Source organism: Psychrobacillus psychrotolerans (assembly GCF_900115805.1).
GTDB lineage: Bacteria > Bacillota > Bacilli > Bacillales_A > Planococcaceae > Psychrobacillus > Psychrobacillus psychrotolerans.
The window spans coordinates 54,821-70,663 of record NZ_FOXU01000012.1; the positions used below are offsets into that span (position 1 = coordinate 54,821).

The 15,843-nt window shown below is 36.8% G+C and carries 16 protein-coding genes; 14 read left to right on the forward strand and 2 right to left on the reverse strand.

Translation table 11 applies throughout. The annotated features are described in order from the left end of the window. Nucleotides 1–229 precede the first annotated feature (229 nt). Complete coding sequence (locus BM260_RS17340; protein ID WP_093538604.1) at nucleotides 230–724, reverse strand: antibiotic biosynthesis monooxygenase family protein; 495 nt, start codon at nucleotides 722–724, stop codon at nucleotides 230–232. A gap of 200 nt (nucleotides 725–924) precedes the next feature. Between BM260_RS17340 and hemE the strand changes: the two genes are divergently transcribed. The 8 genes from hemE (at nucleotide 925) to BM260_RS17380 (ending at nucleotide 9,440) form a co-directional block, all read left to right on the forward strand. Further along, nucleotides 925–1,977, forward strand: a complete 1,053-nt coding sequence (gene hemE, locus BM260_RS17345) for a uroporphyrinogen decarboxylase (RefSeq protein WP_093538605.1) — start codon at nucleotides 925–927, stop codon at nucleotides 1,975–1,977. Between the two features lie 18 nt (nucleotides 1,978–1,995). Further along, a complete protein-coding gene (gene hemH / locus BM260_RS17350; protein WP_093538606.1) occupies nucleotides 1,996–2,925 on the forward strand; it encodes a ferrochelatase in 930 nt (309 codons plus the stop codon). A 138-nt stretch (nucleotides 2,926–3,063) separates the two neighbouring features. Continuing rightward, nucleotides 3,064–3,999: a YncE family protein gene (locus BM260_RS17355; protein ID WP_093538607.1), complete on the forward strand. Its 936-nt coding sequence runs from the start codon at nucleotides 3,064–3,066 to the stop codon at nucleotides 3,997–3,999. Beyond that, the gene (locus BM260_RS17360; protein WP_093538608.1) at nucleotides 3,999–4,670 is read left to right on the forward strand and encodes a response regulator transcription factor; all 672 of its coding nucleotides are present in this window, start codon (nucleotides 3,999–4,001) and stop codon (nucleotides 4,668–4,670) included. The genes BM260_RS17355 and BM260_RS17360 overlap by 1 nt, the downstream gene beginning before the upstream one ends. Then, a complete protein-coding gene (locus BM260_RS17365) occupies nucleotides 4,667–6,052 on the forward strand; it encodes a sensor histidine kinase (protein ID WP_093538609.1) in 1,386 nt (461 codons plus the stop codon). The genes BM260_RS17360 and BM260_RS17365 overlap by 4 nt, the downstream gene beginning before the upstream one ends. A gap of 5 nt (nucleotides 6,053–6,057) precedes the next feature. After that, nucleotides 6,058–6,522, forward strand: a complete 465-nt coding sequence (locus tag BM260_RS17370) for a FixH family protein (protein WP_245762772.1) — start codon at nucleotides 6,058–6,060, stop codon at nucleotides 6,520–6,522. 91 nt (nucleotides 6,523–6,613) lie between these two features. Further along, entirely contained in the window at nucleotides 6,614–7,183 is a 570-nt protein-coding gene (locus BM260_RS17375; protein WP_093538610.1) for a TetR/AcrR family transcriptional regulator, read from the forward strand. A 67-nt stretch (nucleotides 7,184–7,250) separates the two neighbouring features. After that, nucleotides 7,251–9,440 (forward strand): YhgE/Pip domain-containing protein, encoded by a 2,190-nt coding sequence (locus BM260_RS17380; RefSeq protein ID WP_093538611.1) that lies wholly within the window; start codon nucleotides 7,251–7,253, stop codon nucleotides 9,438–9,440. Nucleotides 9,441–9,643: 203 nt separating this feature from the next. Here BM260_RS17380 and yhfH read toward each other — a convergent pair whose 3' ends face one another. Continuing rightward, a complete protein-coding gene (yhfH, locus tag BM260_RS17385; protein WP_093538612.1) occupies nucleotides 9,644–9,769 on the reverse strand; it encodes a protein YhfH in 126 nt (41 codons plus the stop codon). Between the two features lie 122 nt (nucleotides 9,770–9,891). Here yhfH and BM260_RS17390 point away from each other — a divergent pair, with 122 nt between their 5' ends. The 6 genes from BM260_RS17390 to BM260_RS18950 form a co-directional block, all read left to right on the forward strand. Then, the gene (locus BM260_RS17390) at nucleotides 9,892–10,884 is read left to right on the forward strand and encodes a lipoate--protein ligase (RefSeq protein WP_093538613.1); all 993 of its coding nucleotides are present in this window, start codon (nucleotides 9,892–9,894) and stop codon (nucleotides 10,882–10,884) included. A gap of 81 nt (nucleotides 10,885–10,965) precedes the next feature. Beyond that, nucleotides 10,966–11,670, forward strand: coding sequence for a response regulator transcription factor (locus tag BM260_RS17395; RefSeq protein WP_093538614.1), 705 nt, complete (start codon nucleotides 10,966–10,968; stop codon nucleotides 11,668–11,670). 1 nt (nucleotide 11,671) lies between these two features. Next, the gene (locus BM260_RS17400; protein ID WP_093538615.1) at nucleotides 11,672–12,718 is read left to right on the forward strand and encodes a sensor histidine kinase; all 1,047 of its coding nucleotides are present in this window, start codon (nucleotides 11,672–11,674) and stop codon (nucleotides 12,716–12,718) included. Further along, the gene (locus BM260_RS17405; RefSeq protein WP_093538616.1) at nucleotides 12,678–13,451 is read left to right on the forward strand and encodes an ABC transporter ATP-binding protein; all 774 of its coding nucleotides are present in this window, start codon (nucleotides 12,678–12,680) and stop codon (nucleotides 13,449–13,451) included. Before BM260_RS17400 ends, BM260_RS17405 begins: the two co-directional genes overlap by 41 nt. Beyond that, nucleotides 13,423–15,354 (forward strand): FtsX-like permease family protein, encoded by a 1,932-nt coding sequence (locus BM260_RS17410; protein ID WP_093538617.1) that lies wholly within the window; start codon nucleotides 13,423–13,425, stop codon nucleotides 15,352–15,354. The genes BM260_RS17405 and BM260_RS17410 overlap by 29 nt, the downstream gene beginning before the upstream one ends. Nucleotides 15,355–15,688: 334 nt before the next feature. Further along, a partial coding sequence (locus BM260_RS18950) for a transposase (RefSeq protein WP_139219875.1) occupies nucleotides 15,689–15,843 on the forward strand: 155 nt, incomplete at its 3' end.

Consider the following 15,843-nt stretch of genomic DNA (forward strand, 5'->3'; position numbering starts at 1 on the left):
CCGCTGCGAGCGGACGCTTTCCGTGGGCACGGCTTCAGCCTCTTCCTCACCCGCGGAGGCCAAAAGGATGTTGGTCACAAAGGCTTTGCCACAGGACGTGGCGCACTTTAGAATTTGTTCTCCACATGTAACGGAAATCAGCAGACTCATTCTAAAAAGTCCTGTAAAACCGATGTTCTTGCGGTACTTTTATATACTTTCTTATATGGTAAGAAAAAAAGAGGGAGCTTTAAAAAGCTTCCTCTTCTTCTATGGATTGGTAAGTAGATATATATGGTGCGCTTGTAAACAAATTTTGTTTATCTGCAATCATACTAAAATCTAGGTTGACTGTTTTTTCCCATACTTCATAGCTACTCGGACCAGTCCATTCCGATAAAATGATATATGTTTCGGATTTAATAGGTTCTAGCACTCTTAAAGCGATAAAACCTGGTTCATTTTGCGCAGTAGGACCAAGGTTTGTGTATTTGTGCTCGAAAATTGTTTTCCCTTCATCTGTAATGGGAATATGTTGTAAAACGAAGTAACCATTGTGTGAAAAGTTCCCTGCCGATTCTAGCACTTTATATTTTCTGGGCACTTGAAAAACTGATTTATTGGAGGTTTCGTGGATTAGAACGGAATTTCCAGTTCCGTGTAATAGGAAGAGTTCTTCGTTTGGATGTTTCTTTTTTATGGACTGCATAAATTCCGGAGTCCCGGATGTCATATATAAATTCATGAAATTAACTCCCTTTCTCTCTTTTCTTATATCGTTCCCATATTAATGATTTTAAAAACATAATACACAAGTATCATACAGAATTCCGGACAAATTTATGACAAATGCACTGTTTGGCTATACTTTAGAAAAAAGAACGTCTATAGTTGTAACGTATAGGAAAAACAGTACGTTTATATAATGAGAGGCAGGTACCTTTAATGACTAAATTTAACGATACACTTCTTCGTGCAGCACGTGGAGAGCAAGTTGAACACACGCCAGTTTGGTTTATGAGGCAAGCTGGAAGATCACAACCTGAATACAGAAAAATAAAAGAAAAATATTCTTTAGAGCAAATTACACACGAACCTGAACTTTGTGCATATGTTACACGTTTACCAGTAGATAATTACAACGTCGATGCAGCAATTCTGTATAAAGATATAGTAACACCGCTTGTTGGAATAGGCGTAGATGTAAAGATTAAAAATGGAGTTGGCCCTGTAATTTCTAATCCAATCCGTACAGTTCAAGATGTAGCAAACTTAGGGGATTTATCTCCTGAAGATGATGTGCCATTTGTATTGGATACGATTAAATTATTAACGACTGAGCAGCTAAATGTTCCATTAATCGGATTTGCAGGGGCGCCATTCACTCTTGCTAGTTATATGATTGAAGGCGGTCCTTCAAAAAGCTATAACAAAACAAAAGCATTTATGGTTTCAGAACCACAGGCTTGGTTTGCATTAATGGACAAGCTTGCAGATATGATTATTGTCTACATCAAAGCTCAAGTAAAAGCTGGTGCGAAGGCTATTCAAGTATTCGATTCGTGGGTAGGGGCTTTGAATGTAGCAGATTACCGTATTTTCATCAAACCGGTTATGACACGTATTTTCACGGAGCTTCGTGAAACAGGCGTTCCGCTTATTACATTTGGTGTTGGTGCTAGCCACTTAGCGAAGGAATGGCATGACCTTCCTGTTGATGTAGTCGGTATTGACTGGCGCTTATCTATTGAAGAAGCCCGTGCAAAAGGACTGACAAAGCCTTTAATGGGGAATTTAGATCCATCTTATTTAGTTGGCAGTTGGGATGAAATTGAAAAACGCGCGAAAATTATCGTAGAACAAGGTGTGGCTCAGCCTGGGCATATCTTTAACCTTGGACACGGTGTGTTCCCAGAAGTAGAACCGGAAACACTTAAACGTTTAACTTCTTTTGTTCATGATTATAGTAAAGAACTAATCGCAGCAAAATCAAACTAAATTTTTTATGAGGTGAAGATGATGAAAAAAACAATGGGATTACTAGTAATGGCTTACGGAACTCCTTACTCAGAAGCAGATATTGAACGATATTATACACATATCAGACATGGTCGTAAACCGAGTGATGAGCAACTGGCTGATTTAACTGGACGTTACGAAGCAATTGGAGGTATTTCTCCACTTGCTAAAATCACTGAAAGCCAAGCAAGAGGATTATGTGACCGTTTAAATGAATCGCAAGATGAAATTGAATTCAAGTTATATATTGGCTTAAAACATATCGAGCCCTTCTTAGAGGATGCAGTTGCAGAAATGCATAAAGATGGTATTACAGAAGCAGTATCAATGGTATTGGCACCACATTTCTCTACTTTCTCTATTAAATCATATAATGGTCGTATTAAAGAGGAAGCAGAAAAGCTGGGTAACCTTAAAATTACTTCAATCGAAAGCTGGTACGATGAACCAAAATTCATCCAATACTGGAGTGACAGAGTAAGCGAAGCATTCGCAGCAATGACGGAAGAGCAACGCGAAAAAGCATGCTTAATCGTTTCTGCCCACTCATTACCAGAAAAAATAAAAGAATTAGGCGATCCATATCCCGACCAATTGCAAGAAACAGCAGATTTAATTGCACGAGCAGCAGGCGTGGAAAACTACGAAGTGGGCTGGCAAAGTGCTGGACAAACTCCTGAGCCTTGGATTGGACCAGATGTACAAGATTTAACTCGTGAATTACACGAACAAAAAGGATATACTACATTTGTTTACACGCCAGTAGGATTCGTTGCGGAGCATTTAGAAGTTCTTTACGATAATGACTATGAATGTAAAGTAGTATGCGATGATATCCAAGCGACATATGTACGCCCTGAAATGCCAAATGCACAACCTCAATTTATCGATGCAATGGCAGATGTCGTTTTAAAACACTTGAAATAATAGTTATCTAAATTACCCTAGACATCTGAATGATGTTTAGGGTAATTTTTTTGTTGTTTAGGTGGAACAAAAAATTGAAATCTATTTCAAACTTTTTTCACATATTCTCGTTATAATGAAAGAAATGGGGGTGGATAGGTGAAGAAGTTATTTATACTCTTATTACTTTGCTTTATAGGAGGGTGTTCAGAGGCAAGCTTTCCAGCCATCCCCTCGGATACGGATTTTGTTGCTAGCTTGAATACATTAGACGGAAGCATAGACTTTATATCAAATGAAGCTAAAATAATGGAGTCATGGGAGCTAGAAGAGGCCTACACGGGTTTTGCATTAGCAACAGATGATCTACTTCTAGTTTATGGATATACCGTTGAAAAGGCAGAACTCATTGAATTATCAACAGGTAAACAGGTAGCTTCTATTGACGTAGGTGAAGGCTCTACTTATGCGTATGTATATGAAGAAAAAATCTATATTACCAATGCTATAGATAATACAGTTTCCCTTTATAATACAAAAGGGGAAAAAATACAGACTCAAGCTACTGGAAATTATCCAATGGCAATGATTTCTGATGGCAATAATCTTTTTGTCGTCAATTTTAAAGATGAATTCCTCTCTAAACTATCTATGGAGTTAGAACAAGTAGATGAGTGGGCAATTCCGACTTCTTCTCATGGTCTATTTATAAAGGACAATGAACTTTGGTTAGGCGGCCACGGTGCAGGAAGTAGTCCTAATCGCTCTATTAAAAGAATGAATATAAATACTGGTGAACTAATAGGTGAAATTAAAGTTCCATTAATGCCTATTAATATGGCTAGAGCGAATAATGGACATGTTTTCACCGTAAGTCACGGTAGTAGTTCAGTCTATGAAATATCCGAAACTGGTGAGGTTTTAAACTCTATCAAAGCAGGAGCAAACCCGTTTTGGATAAGCTCCTTTGGTGATAGTATGGTGCTTGCTGGTTATGATGATCATCAATTATATTTTATCCAGTCTGGTGAGATTACCAAAAAACTGCAGGTCGGAAAAGGCCCATTCCAGTTAATCGTAAGGGAGATTGAATGATGACTACTATATTAGTCGTAGATGATGAAAGAGAAATGCGCAAGCTAGTTGAACTTCATTTATATCAAGCAGGTCATCATGTCCTCCACGCGGATAATGGAGAAGACGCAATTGAACAAGTGCGAACGTCCAACATAGACTTAATACTGCTAGATGTGATGATGTCTGGCATGAATGGATTTGAGGTTTGTGAGAAAATAAGAACATTTTCTCCAATACCGATTATCTTTTTAACTGCGTTGGATGCTAAAACAGATTTAGTCAAAGGGTTAAAGCTTGGTGGGGATGACTATGTCATCAAACCATTTACAGCTATCGAATTAATGGCTCGTATAAATGCTATACTTCGTAGAGTTGGTATAAACTCATATGAACATCATAAAGTAGGAATTATTGAACATGATGTAGTGAGTAGACAAATTACAGTAAATAATGAAAAAATCCAACTGACGTTAAAGGAATATGAATTACTTCATATATTCATGAAATATGAAGGAAAAGCATTTTCCAGAGAGCAGCTATTAGAACGAATTTGGGGAATGGATTATGAAGGCGGAACGCGTACTGTTGATACGCATATTAAAACACTTCGATTAAAGCTAGGAGAACAAGCTGGGAAATATATTGAGACGGTGTGGGGAATAGGTTATCGGTTTGAGGTAGTAGAATGAAAAAACTATCCGTAAAAATTTGGATGTTGCTTTTATTGTTCATAACTATCACGATTGTATTCTTAATGATATTCACTAATTTTCTATATGAAGAACTTTATGTGGAGGATACAGAAACCTCCATGATAGAGATAGCAGAAAACTTACGAGGTACGTATAAGGGTGGAGCAGTTACAAATTACTTCATCAAACAAACAGAAGACTTCAATCGATTTTCGGACGTAGAGGTTTTTACTGTACGAAATCCGAAAGAGCTTAGTGCTTGTATTCCTTTTGATATAGACTATGAGTCATTAATTGGTCCAGAGGAACGCGCTCAGCTTATTGAAGGTGAGGCAGTCATTAAACGAGGTTATGAAAAGAGATTTAACCGAGAAGTTGTATCCGTTATTTATCCTTTAGTCGATGAAAATAGGCTAGAAGGAATTATATATGTCTATGTACCATTAACGAAAATAACGGAAATGGCTTCGAAGGATGTCATTTTTTTATTGATAACAGTATCTCTCCTACTCCTTTTAATGGCATGGATCAGTTTAAAGACAGTGCAAAAAGTTCTCGTGCCGCTAGATAAGCTAAAAGTAGCAGCCAATGAAATGGCAGTAGGAAAATACGACACAAGAGTTGATGTGAAATCGACCGACGAAATTGGGGAACTTGCTAAAACCTTTAACCAAATGGCAACGTCTATTCAGGAAGAAGATGAGAAAAAAAGAGATTTCTTATCTATTGTATCCCATGAACTACGTACGCCGATTAGTTATATAAAAGGGTATGGGGAAGCATTTGAACAGCATCTTGTTCCAGAAGATAAGAAAAAAGAGGTTTATACACTTATTGTGCAAGAGGCTAATCGAATGCAGAAATTGACAAATGATTTGCTAACATTAGCACGTTCTGAACAGCATCAGGAAGTTCATATATCGCCTTTAGTGTTATCGGAGATTGTCTGGGAGGTATTGCAGCTGGTCAAAACATTAGCAGATAAAAAGCAAATATCGTTTACTGTTACAATAGACGAGGATACAATTATAAAAGCTAATGAGCAAATGACCAAACAAATATTAATCAATATTTTAGAAAATGCTATTCACTATTCGCCTGTCTCATCCTCCATCAAAATAGGAAATGAACTAGCAAAGAATGACACAACTATTCATATTCAAGATGAAGGGTGTGGAATAGCACCGGAGCATTTGACACGTATTACCGAAAGGTTTTATCGTGTAAATAAGGCTAGAAGTCGTATAGATGGGGGAACTGGTCTTGGACTATCCATTGCTTCTCAACTTATCGAAATGCAAAAAGGCAAGCTAATATTCACAAGTGAAGTAGAAAAAGGAACAACGGTTTATATAACATTACCAATTTGGGAGGAATAGTTTTTATGAAAAAGACATTAGCAGTTCTAGTATTTGCAACGATGACACTTGTAGGTTGCGGAGATAAAGAAGCATCGGAAAGTCCATCAACAAGTAATAATGAAGGCACATTGGAAGAAGTGATAGTAGACATCCAAACAGCTGAAACACTTTCTGTAGATGATGTTGTCTTATCTGCAAAAGTAACGCAATCGGATAAATCAGTGGATGATGCTAGCGTTGAATTTGAGGTATGGGAATCAGGCTTGCGTGACGAAGGGCATATGATAGAAGGAAATTTAACAGAAGATGGCGTATATGAAGCAAATTATTCATTTGATCATGATGGAGTTTATTATATGTTTGCTCATACAAATGCAAGGGGACTTCATGTTATGCCAAAGCAGGAACTGATTGTTGGTGAACCCGATATGAGTAAGGTATTGCCAGATGATAGTGATAATTCAATGAGTGAAATGAATCACGAATAAATACCTTGCCAATGAAATAAGATGGGTGTATTATAGTGACTAGATGACCGAATCGGTTTTCTGGTCATTTTTTTAGATTGGGGTGTAGCGAATGGATCGCAGGCAGGAAATATTAGAAGCTGCAACTAAATCCTTTTCCTTGTTTGGCTTTAAAGCTACAACGATGGAGCAAATAGCTAAAATTGCAAATGTAGGAAAAGGAACAATATATACCTTTTTTGAAAATAAAGAAGTACTTTTTCAAGAAATTGTACTTCGTGTAATTACGGAGATGAAACAGGAAGCGACAAAAGTGATTAATGAAGAAGCTTCTTTCCAAGAAAATGCATATGCCGCTTTGATGAAAATGCTAGAATTCCGGGACACTCACCAACTGTTTGCTAAAATTATTGCAGAGGAACAGGAATGGAGAACCCCCGCAGTAATACAGGTAAGGGCGCAAATTGAGCAAGCAATTGTTTCCTTTATTAAACAGAAGGTTGATAAGTATATTAATGCAGGAGAAATTCGTCAAGTAAATAGTGAACTCGTTGCATACTTACTATTAAAAGGGTATTTGGCGTTCGTTAACGACTGGAATCTAACACACGAAAAACCGTTAACAGAAAAGGAAATAACAGACTTTTTTCAAGATACCATTTTTCATAGTCTCATTATTTGAGACTTATTTTTTGGAGAAAATTGACCGACTGAACGAATTGGTCATACAGTACTAGGAGGGAATATTAATGATTAAATCAGAATGGAAAAATATTTTCACAAATAGAAAGTTACTCATTTCTATAATAGCGGTATTGTTTATACCTGTTATGTACGCAGGAATGTTCCTATGGGCATTTTGGGATCCCTATGCAAACTTAAGTGATCTACCTGTAGCAGTAGTAAATGCAGACGAAGGTGCTACGTATAATGATACTGCTCTATCGTTAGGGGACGACCTATCAGAGAAGTTAAAGGAAAGTGAACAGTTTAAGTTTATTTCTGTTTCAAAAGAAGACGCAGATGAAGGATTAGTAAATGAGGACTATTATTTATTAATCGAGATTCCTGAAAACTTTTCACAACATGCAACAACATTGTTAGATGAAGAGCCCCAAAAGATGGTAATAACATACAAAGCAAATGAAGGATATAACTTCCTATCCTCTCAAATTGGGGAAACTGCAATGGACCGAATACGTGCAGAGGTGAATAAGCAAGTCTCTGAAACCTATGCGGAGCAATTATTTGATTCTATTACAAAATTGGGAGATGGATTTGCCGAGGCTTCGGATGGAGCTGGTAAATTAAAAGACGGTGCTGCAGAGATTAATACGGGAGCATCTGACTTAAAAGGTTATTTAGAGCAATTGGCCAGCAGTACGATCAAGCTTCAAGATGGTACTAGTACAGTTGTAAATGGCATACAGAAAGCTGCAACTGGTTCAACCGAGTTAAATAGTGGACTATCAACACTTTCAGGTGGTTCAAAGCAATTAGCAGACGGAGTCAATCAAACAGCTACTGGTGCAGCTCAACTAAATAGTGGAATTCAAACATATACAAGCGGCGTAGCTAAACTAAATGATAGCTATCAATTATTAGGTGAAAAAGAAAAGGAATTAATAAATTCCTTAGCTACATTACAGTCTAGCAGTGCAACTATTAATAACAGTACGAATCAGTTATCCGAAGGTTCTACTCAGGTAACTGCTGGGATTCAAGCACTATCTCAACAGTTAACTCAGTTATCTGAGTCATTACCAGCAGAACAGGCAGCAAAACTAGTTGAAACAGTGAAACAGTTAGAAACGGGTAGTTCTACAGTATCAGCGGGTCTTGAAAAGCTGGCTAATGGTACAGCTGCACTAGAAAAAGGTACTACTCAAGTGAGCAGCGGGGCAAATCAGCTTAGTGCCGGTTATACACAAGCGCAGCAAGGGATTTCCAAACTAAATGGCTCTTCTAGTGCATTAATAGAGGGTTCTGCAAGCTTAGCAACTGGTACTAGTACACTTGCATCTAAAATGAGCGATTTTACAACAGGTATTCAACAAGCATATAATGGCTCCTCTAGTTTAGTAGCTGGTCTGAATGAGTTAGCATCTGGATCAAATCAGTTAAAAACTGGAACTGGAACATTGGCAGAGAAATCTGGAGAGTTAGCATCTGGCTCCGCTAAATTAACGGAGGGAACAGAACAATTAGCAGAAGGAACTGGAACTTTACAATCCAGCTTAAAGGATGCTAGTGAAAAGTCTAAAGAGGTATCAGCAAATGAGTCAACCTACGAAATGGTTGCTTCTCCAGTAGATGTGGAAGTCGAAGGAGTAAATGAAGTACCAAACTATGGTACCGGATTTACACCATACTTCTTATCTTTAGGATTATTTGTTGGAGCATTACTAATATCGATCGTATTTCCATTCGTGCAGTCTGCTATTAAGCCTACAAGCGGATCATCTTGGTTTTTCAGTAAGATCTCAGTATTGTCAATAGTAGGGATAATTCAATCATTAGTAGTTGTAGCTATAGCTTTGTTTGCCTTAAAATTGGAGCCGCAAAGTGTAGGGTTATTCATATTATCAACAATCATTACAAGCTTTACCTACTTGGCTATTGTCCAATTACTTGTAACAGTACTAGGTGACCCAGGTCGCTTTGTAGCAATTGTCATCTTAATACTTCAATTGACAACTAGTGCAGGTACGTTCCCATTGGAGCTAATACCTCAGCCGTTACAAATCTTTAATAAATTCTTACCGATGACTTATTCAGTCCAAAGTTTTAAAGCATCCATTTCAACAGGAAACATGAGCAATTTCTGGTCAACTAACAGTGTATTATTAGGGTTTATGATAGTATGTTTTGCCTTAACTTTTGGTTACTTCATGCTAATGTTCAAAAAACGCCACTCTAAAGAAACAGTTGAAGCTTAAACTTTTTAACCCATCTCGCAAAAGAGGTGGGTTTTTTTTGAATCAAGCAAGATCCTGTGAACTTGAATTGTACGCAATTATTTTATATTTAATAGCAAACACCCCAAGGATTTCATTCTTGGGGTGTTTGCATATGTGTTCCTTTTTACGAACAAAAAATCCCACTAGAAAGGGAGGTTTCTAGTGGGTAGTTCTTTCCATTATTAAAGTTTTGTACATTTATCACAGTGGTTCCCGTAGCATTCATGTTGTTCTTCAATTGTGTCACCACAGGTAGCACATTTCTTCGCGGGTAGGTTACGGAAAAATTCAATTACGTTTTCTAACATAGTTGTTCCACCTCCATCTGTTATATAACTGGTTTTATTATTATTAGTGTATTATAACACAGTTCAATTTGTCAACATATTATCTGAAATTTTGATAAAATAATGTTAAAGGAGAGATGAACATGTATTTTATTGATAACAAAGGAATTACAGATCCACGCATTAACTTAGCAATTGAGGAATATGCATTAAACACAATGGACATAGAAAAGGATTCTTTTCTTCTGTTTTACATAAATCAGCCTTCCATTATTATTGGAAGAAACCAAAATACGGTGGAAGAAATAAATACTGATTTTGTAGAGAAAAATGGGATTATTCCTGTTCGAAGACTTTCAGGTGGTGGAGCTGTGTACCATGATTTAGGAAACCTGAATTATAGCTTTTTAACAAAGGATGATGGAGAAAGCTTCCGTAACTTTAAAAAGTTCACTCTGCCTGTTATAGAGGCACTTGCAAAAATGGGTGTAAATGCAGAGCTATCTGGAAGAAATGATATTTTGGCAGAAGGTAAAAAAATCTCTGGCAATGCACAATTCTCTACTCGTGGCCGAATGTTCAGCCACGGAACATTAATGTTTGATACAGATATAGATGCTGTTGTATCAGCTTTAAAAGTAAGTAAAGAAAAAATTGAATCTAAAGGTATTAAATCTATTCGAAGTCGCGTAACAAACATCAAAGAGCTGTTAGATAATCCTATGACAATCGAACAGTTCCGTTTAGAAATTCTTGCTTCCATTTTTGAAGGGGAAGAAAATATCCAGTATTGGGAGTTAACAGAGCAGGACTGGGAAAATATCCACAAGCTTTCAGAAGAGCGTTACCAGCAATGGGATTGGAATTACGGTAAATCACCTAAATTTAATATGAAACATTCACATCGCTTCTCAGTAGGTGGAGTAGATGTGCGTTTAGATGTAAATAGAGGAATGATGGAAGAAGTGAAAATCTTCGGCGACTTCTTCGGTGTAGGTGATATGGCGGAAGTAGAACAGCTACTAACTGGCAAACCATATAGCAAAGAAGGAATAGAAGCGGCTTTAGCAAACGTAGACGTACCTAAATACTTCGGTGGTATTACAAAAGAAGAGCTTGTTCAATTAATTTATTGATAAATGGAAGAGAGTCTGACGTATGTTGGGCTCTTTTTTGATATGATAAAGTAAGAACTGTTTTTGTGGAGGAGGATATTTGTGACAACGCATCGTGTGTTAGTAGTAGAGGATGACCGAAAAATTGCATCTTTGCTTGCAGATACTTTAAGGAAATATCATTATGAGGTACATACTATAGAGAACTTCGATCAAATAGTAGAGGAGTTTACTGCATTTGATCCACATATTGTTTTACTAGATATAAATTTACCGTCCTATGATGGCTATTATTGGTGTCGCCAATTGCGTCAATTGACGACTTGTCCGATTATATTTGTTTCCGCGAGATCTGGAGAAATGGATCAAATTTTCGCTCTAGAAAATGGTGGAGATGATTTTATCACGAAGCCTTTTCACTATGAAATCGTCTTAGCTAAAATAAGAAGTCATTTGAGACGAACGTATGGTGAATATGCTGCAAAGCAGGAAGAAAGAATTGTGAAGGTTGGCAGGCTCCAACTTTATATGGAGCGTATGGAGTTACATACGCCCAATGGTGAAATTCCGCTTCAAAAGAAAGAGTGTACAATATTGGAATTATTGTTACGCAATCATCCGAAGCTTGTGACCAGAGAGCAGCTACTAGAGGAGCTGTGGGATGACCAGTCATTCGTGGATGAGAATACATTAAATGTAAATATGACAAGAGTTCGAAAAAAGTTAAGTGACTATAAGGTTATATCAACGATTGAGACGGTAAGAGGAGCGGGATATAGATTAATCCTAAGCCCGGAGGAGTCATAATATGATTCGATTGTTCATAAAGGAGCATTTAGTTTTTTTAGTGTTTCAGGTTTTATTAGTATTATTTGTCATGCTATTGTATTGGCTAGATGGCTTCCGAAATGTTGATACTGCAGTGTATTCTATAGTTATTACGAGTATATTGACAATGACCTTTTTAGGGACCTTATTTGTAAAAAAGTATGCATTTTATAAAAAGATTCTTTCTGTACCTACTGAAATAGAGGGTGTCTTACAACGAGAGTCGCAGTCCGCAGAGATCAAACAAGTAGAGACGTACTTGCAGCATATTTACCGTCTGTATCAAAAGGAAGTACAGCTTTTATATGCGAGACAAAATAGACATCTCCAATTTATGAATAGTTGGGTGCATCAGATGAAAACACCTATTTCCGTTATCGAGTTAATGACGCAAGGGAATGATCAAGTTGATGCAGTTGGTGTTTCGGAGGAAATGGATCGTCTGAAGCGTGGTCTCGAAGCAGTTCTGATGAACGCACGATTAGATACATTTGAAGAAGATATGCAAATTGAACAAATTGATATAAAGCAACTTGTTACCGAAGTGGTTTCGAGTAATAAGCGTTTGTTTATAGGAAGTCATGTGTTCCCAGTCATTTCGATTGCAGAAGATTGTGTGATTACTTCAGATTCAAAATGGTTACGATTTGTAATAGCTCAATTTATAACAAATGCTATTAAATATACATTTGAAGAAAACAAAAAGGTATACTTTGAAACTACCTTTGAACATAACCAAGTAATTTTGTCCGTGCGAGATGAGGGAATAGGTATTCCTGGCTCTGACATGAAAAGGGTAACGAAAGCCTTCTTCACTGGAGAAAATGGAAGGAAAACGGGAGAATCTACTGGCATGGGATTATATTTGGCTCAAGAAATTTGTCACAGGTTAGGACATGAGCTTCAAATCACATCCACTGTTGGAGAGGGAACTACTGTATCTATTATTTTTGAACAACATGAATCTACAGAACGAGGTGAGCTCGATGTCGATATTGATGCTGGAAGAAATAACGAAGGTTTATGAAGGAAAAGTAGCGCATCTAGCGATCAATCAACTGAGCTTCGAGGTTGAAAAGGGTGAGTTTCTAGCAGTTATGGGACCTTCAGGGAGTGGCAAAACAACATTACTAAATCTAATATCAACAATAGATCGCCCGACTTCTGGAGATATAATGATCAACGGTCTGGATCCATTGCAGTTGAAAAGCAATGATCTATCCCTATTCCGTAGAAGACAGCTTGGCTTTGTATTTCAGGATTTTAATTTACTTCCTGCGTTAACAGTGGAAGAGAATATGGTCTTACCTCTAACTTTAGATGGTCAGCCGGTAAGTGTCATGAAAGAGAAAGTTAATAAGATTGCGGAACAGCTTGACCTAACCTCTATTTTAGAAAAGCGTCCATTTGAAATTTCAGGCGGACAGGCGCAAAGAACTGCTATTGGACGCGCATTAATACATGAGCCCTCCATCATATTGGCAGATGAACCAACTGGAAATCTAGATTCAAAAGCTGCAAAGGATGTATTAGAACTACTATCTAATGTAAACAAAAAAAGTAAAACAACCATCATTATGGTGACACATGATCCGATTGCTGCGAGTTATTGTGATCGAGTTCTATTTATAAAAGACGGCGAATATTTTAATGAAATTTATAAAGATGACCGCAGACAAACGTTCTTTCAACGTATCTTAAATGTCTTATCATTACTAGGTGGAAATGTAAATGACCTTTCAACAATTCGCTTATCATAATGTCATTCGTAATGCGCGGGTATATGCTGCATTTTTACTAGCGAGTATTTTTTCAGTTTTAGTATTTTTTGTTTACTCTATGTTAATGTTTCACCCTAATATTGAAGATCAATTTTTGCAAAATATTGCATTTGGTGGAATGTTCATTGCACAGGTAATTCTAATAATATTTACTTTGTTTTTTTTGTTTTACTCGATGAGCGCTTTTTTACAGGCACGGTCGCATGAATTTGGAGTGCTTCTTAACTTAGGAATGGACAAGCATCAGCTGAATCGGATGATTTTTTTAGAGACAATGATTTTAGGCGTTGTATCCACATCTGTAGGTATCTTTTTCGGATTTGCCTTTTCTAAATTTTTCTTTATGGTTATTCGTGAAATGTTTTTACTAGATAGTCTGCCGCTATATATGTCATGGAAACCCTTTACATTAACCATTCTTGTATTTTTATCTTTATATATTATTATTTCGTTTGGTAGTTCAGTATTTATTCGTAAAAAGAATATTATTCAATTGTTGAAAGGATATAGTAAGCAAAATGAACAGGAGAATTACAGCAAGGGTAGAGCAGTTTTAGGGTTATTGCTACTTTTAACGGCTTATAGTTTAGTAATATTTTCACTATTTCAACTTAAGGTTTACCTGAGCGTAGTCATTATTATACTGGCTTTTATAGGTACTTATCTATTCTATACCGACAGTATTTTGTATATTTTAGGAGTTATACGAAAGCGTAAGAATTTATATTGGCATTCTTTCCGATTAATAGCTTTTGCAGAAGCTTCTATAAAAATTAGAGAAAATGCTCGAATGTTTTTTATAGTAACGCTTGTTTCGACTTTAGCTTTTCTTTCGGTTGGAGTCGTGACTTCGTTTACATCTTTTACAGCGCAATATCGGGAGATGAACCCGATTAGTATTTTTTACACTAGTAATTGGGACAATCCTTTTGAGGAAGAGCATGTGATGAAATTATCTCAGGAACTCCAAAAGGAAGGGTTATCCTACGAGTTGGTTAAGTTCACCGTAAAAAAACAAACTTCCTCCAATTTACGTAGCCGTGTAAATCTTATAAAGGAATCAGAAGTGAATAGTTTGGCGGTTGCATTGAAGATTCCATTGATTGACCTTCAAAATGGGGAAGCATTGGTCATTCCAAATAAGCGTGAGGCATCTGAAGAAATAAGAACAGAAGATGAGCAAACAGTGTTAGAAGAAAGTAATGTACCAATTCAAATTAAAGGAGTCTATAAACAGGTGATTTTCCCTTCACTTGCTCTTGGAGATAAATCATTAATCATTAGTGATGAGGATTATGGGCTGATAACCGAGCCTTTATATGGGCATGGCTTGAGGGAATCTAACATAACCTATTATGCTTTTCACGTTTCTGAGTGGCTTCGGACGAAGGATGTTGGGACAGATTTAGATAGAATTATGACACAGTCCATGGGTACTTCAAATACAAATCCCAACTCCTTCTATTTCTCCAATCCTGGTTTAAATTATTCACTTATCCAGGCAACGTTTTCTTTATTGTTATTTACAGGTCTACTGGTAGCAGCGGTATTGTTGCTTGCAGCTGGCAGTTTTGTTTACTTTAAACTTTATACAGATCTTGAGCGTGACAAAAAACAATATGATGTACTTCGGAGAATGGGTGTTACGGATAGAGAGCTAGTGAAAATCGTAAATCGTCAGTTAATCCCTCAGTTTTTCTTGCCCTGGGGATTGGCTATGGTGCATAGTACATTTTCATTTATGTTTTTACAAGCCTTTTGGGTTGATCTAGCTGCCGTTTCGATAGCGATGGAAATGTTACTCGTGTTAATAGCGTTCACAATTATTCAAGTTTCTTATTTCTTTTTGATCCGTTGGAGATACATTGCTCATATTCAGTAAAAAGGAAGGTTTAAAGGTTATCGATTGGTGTTAATATCGCAAGAAGTGCAATGTAAATAAAAGTGTATATTAAATGGCACCGCTAGTGCGGTGCCATTTGTATATAAAAATAACGGCTATGTTAAAGGTAAAGATTGATTTTTAGAAAAGCATTATGGATTTTACCTGCATCTAAAAGTTTGTGAAAGAATGTACTTAAACTAAAGCCGCAGGTTAGTTCAATAAGAATTTTCTAATGAACTGCAATATATTTAGGTTTTTGAAAACGAAAAGACCTGTCTTTTGAACTGCCCCGTAAATGTTAGACACCAACTAACATTTACGGGGTGTTTTTATGTCTAAATATACATTAGAAGTTAAATTACAAGCGGTAAAACGCTATTTAACTGGAAACGAAAGCTATCAAACTATTGCAGAAAGCATTGGCGTAGCTAAATCTCAAGTCATTACTTGGGTGAAATTATTTGAAGTACAGGGTGAAAAAGGGTT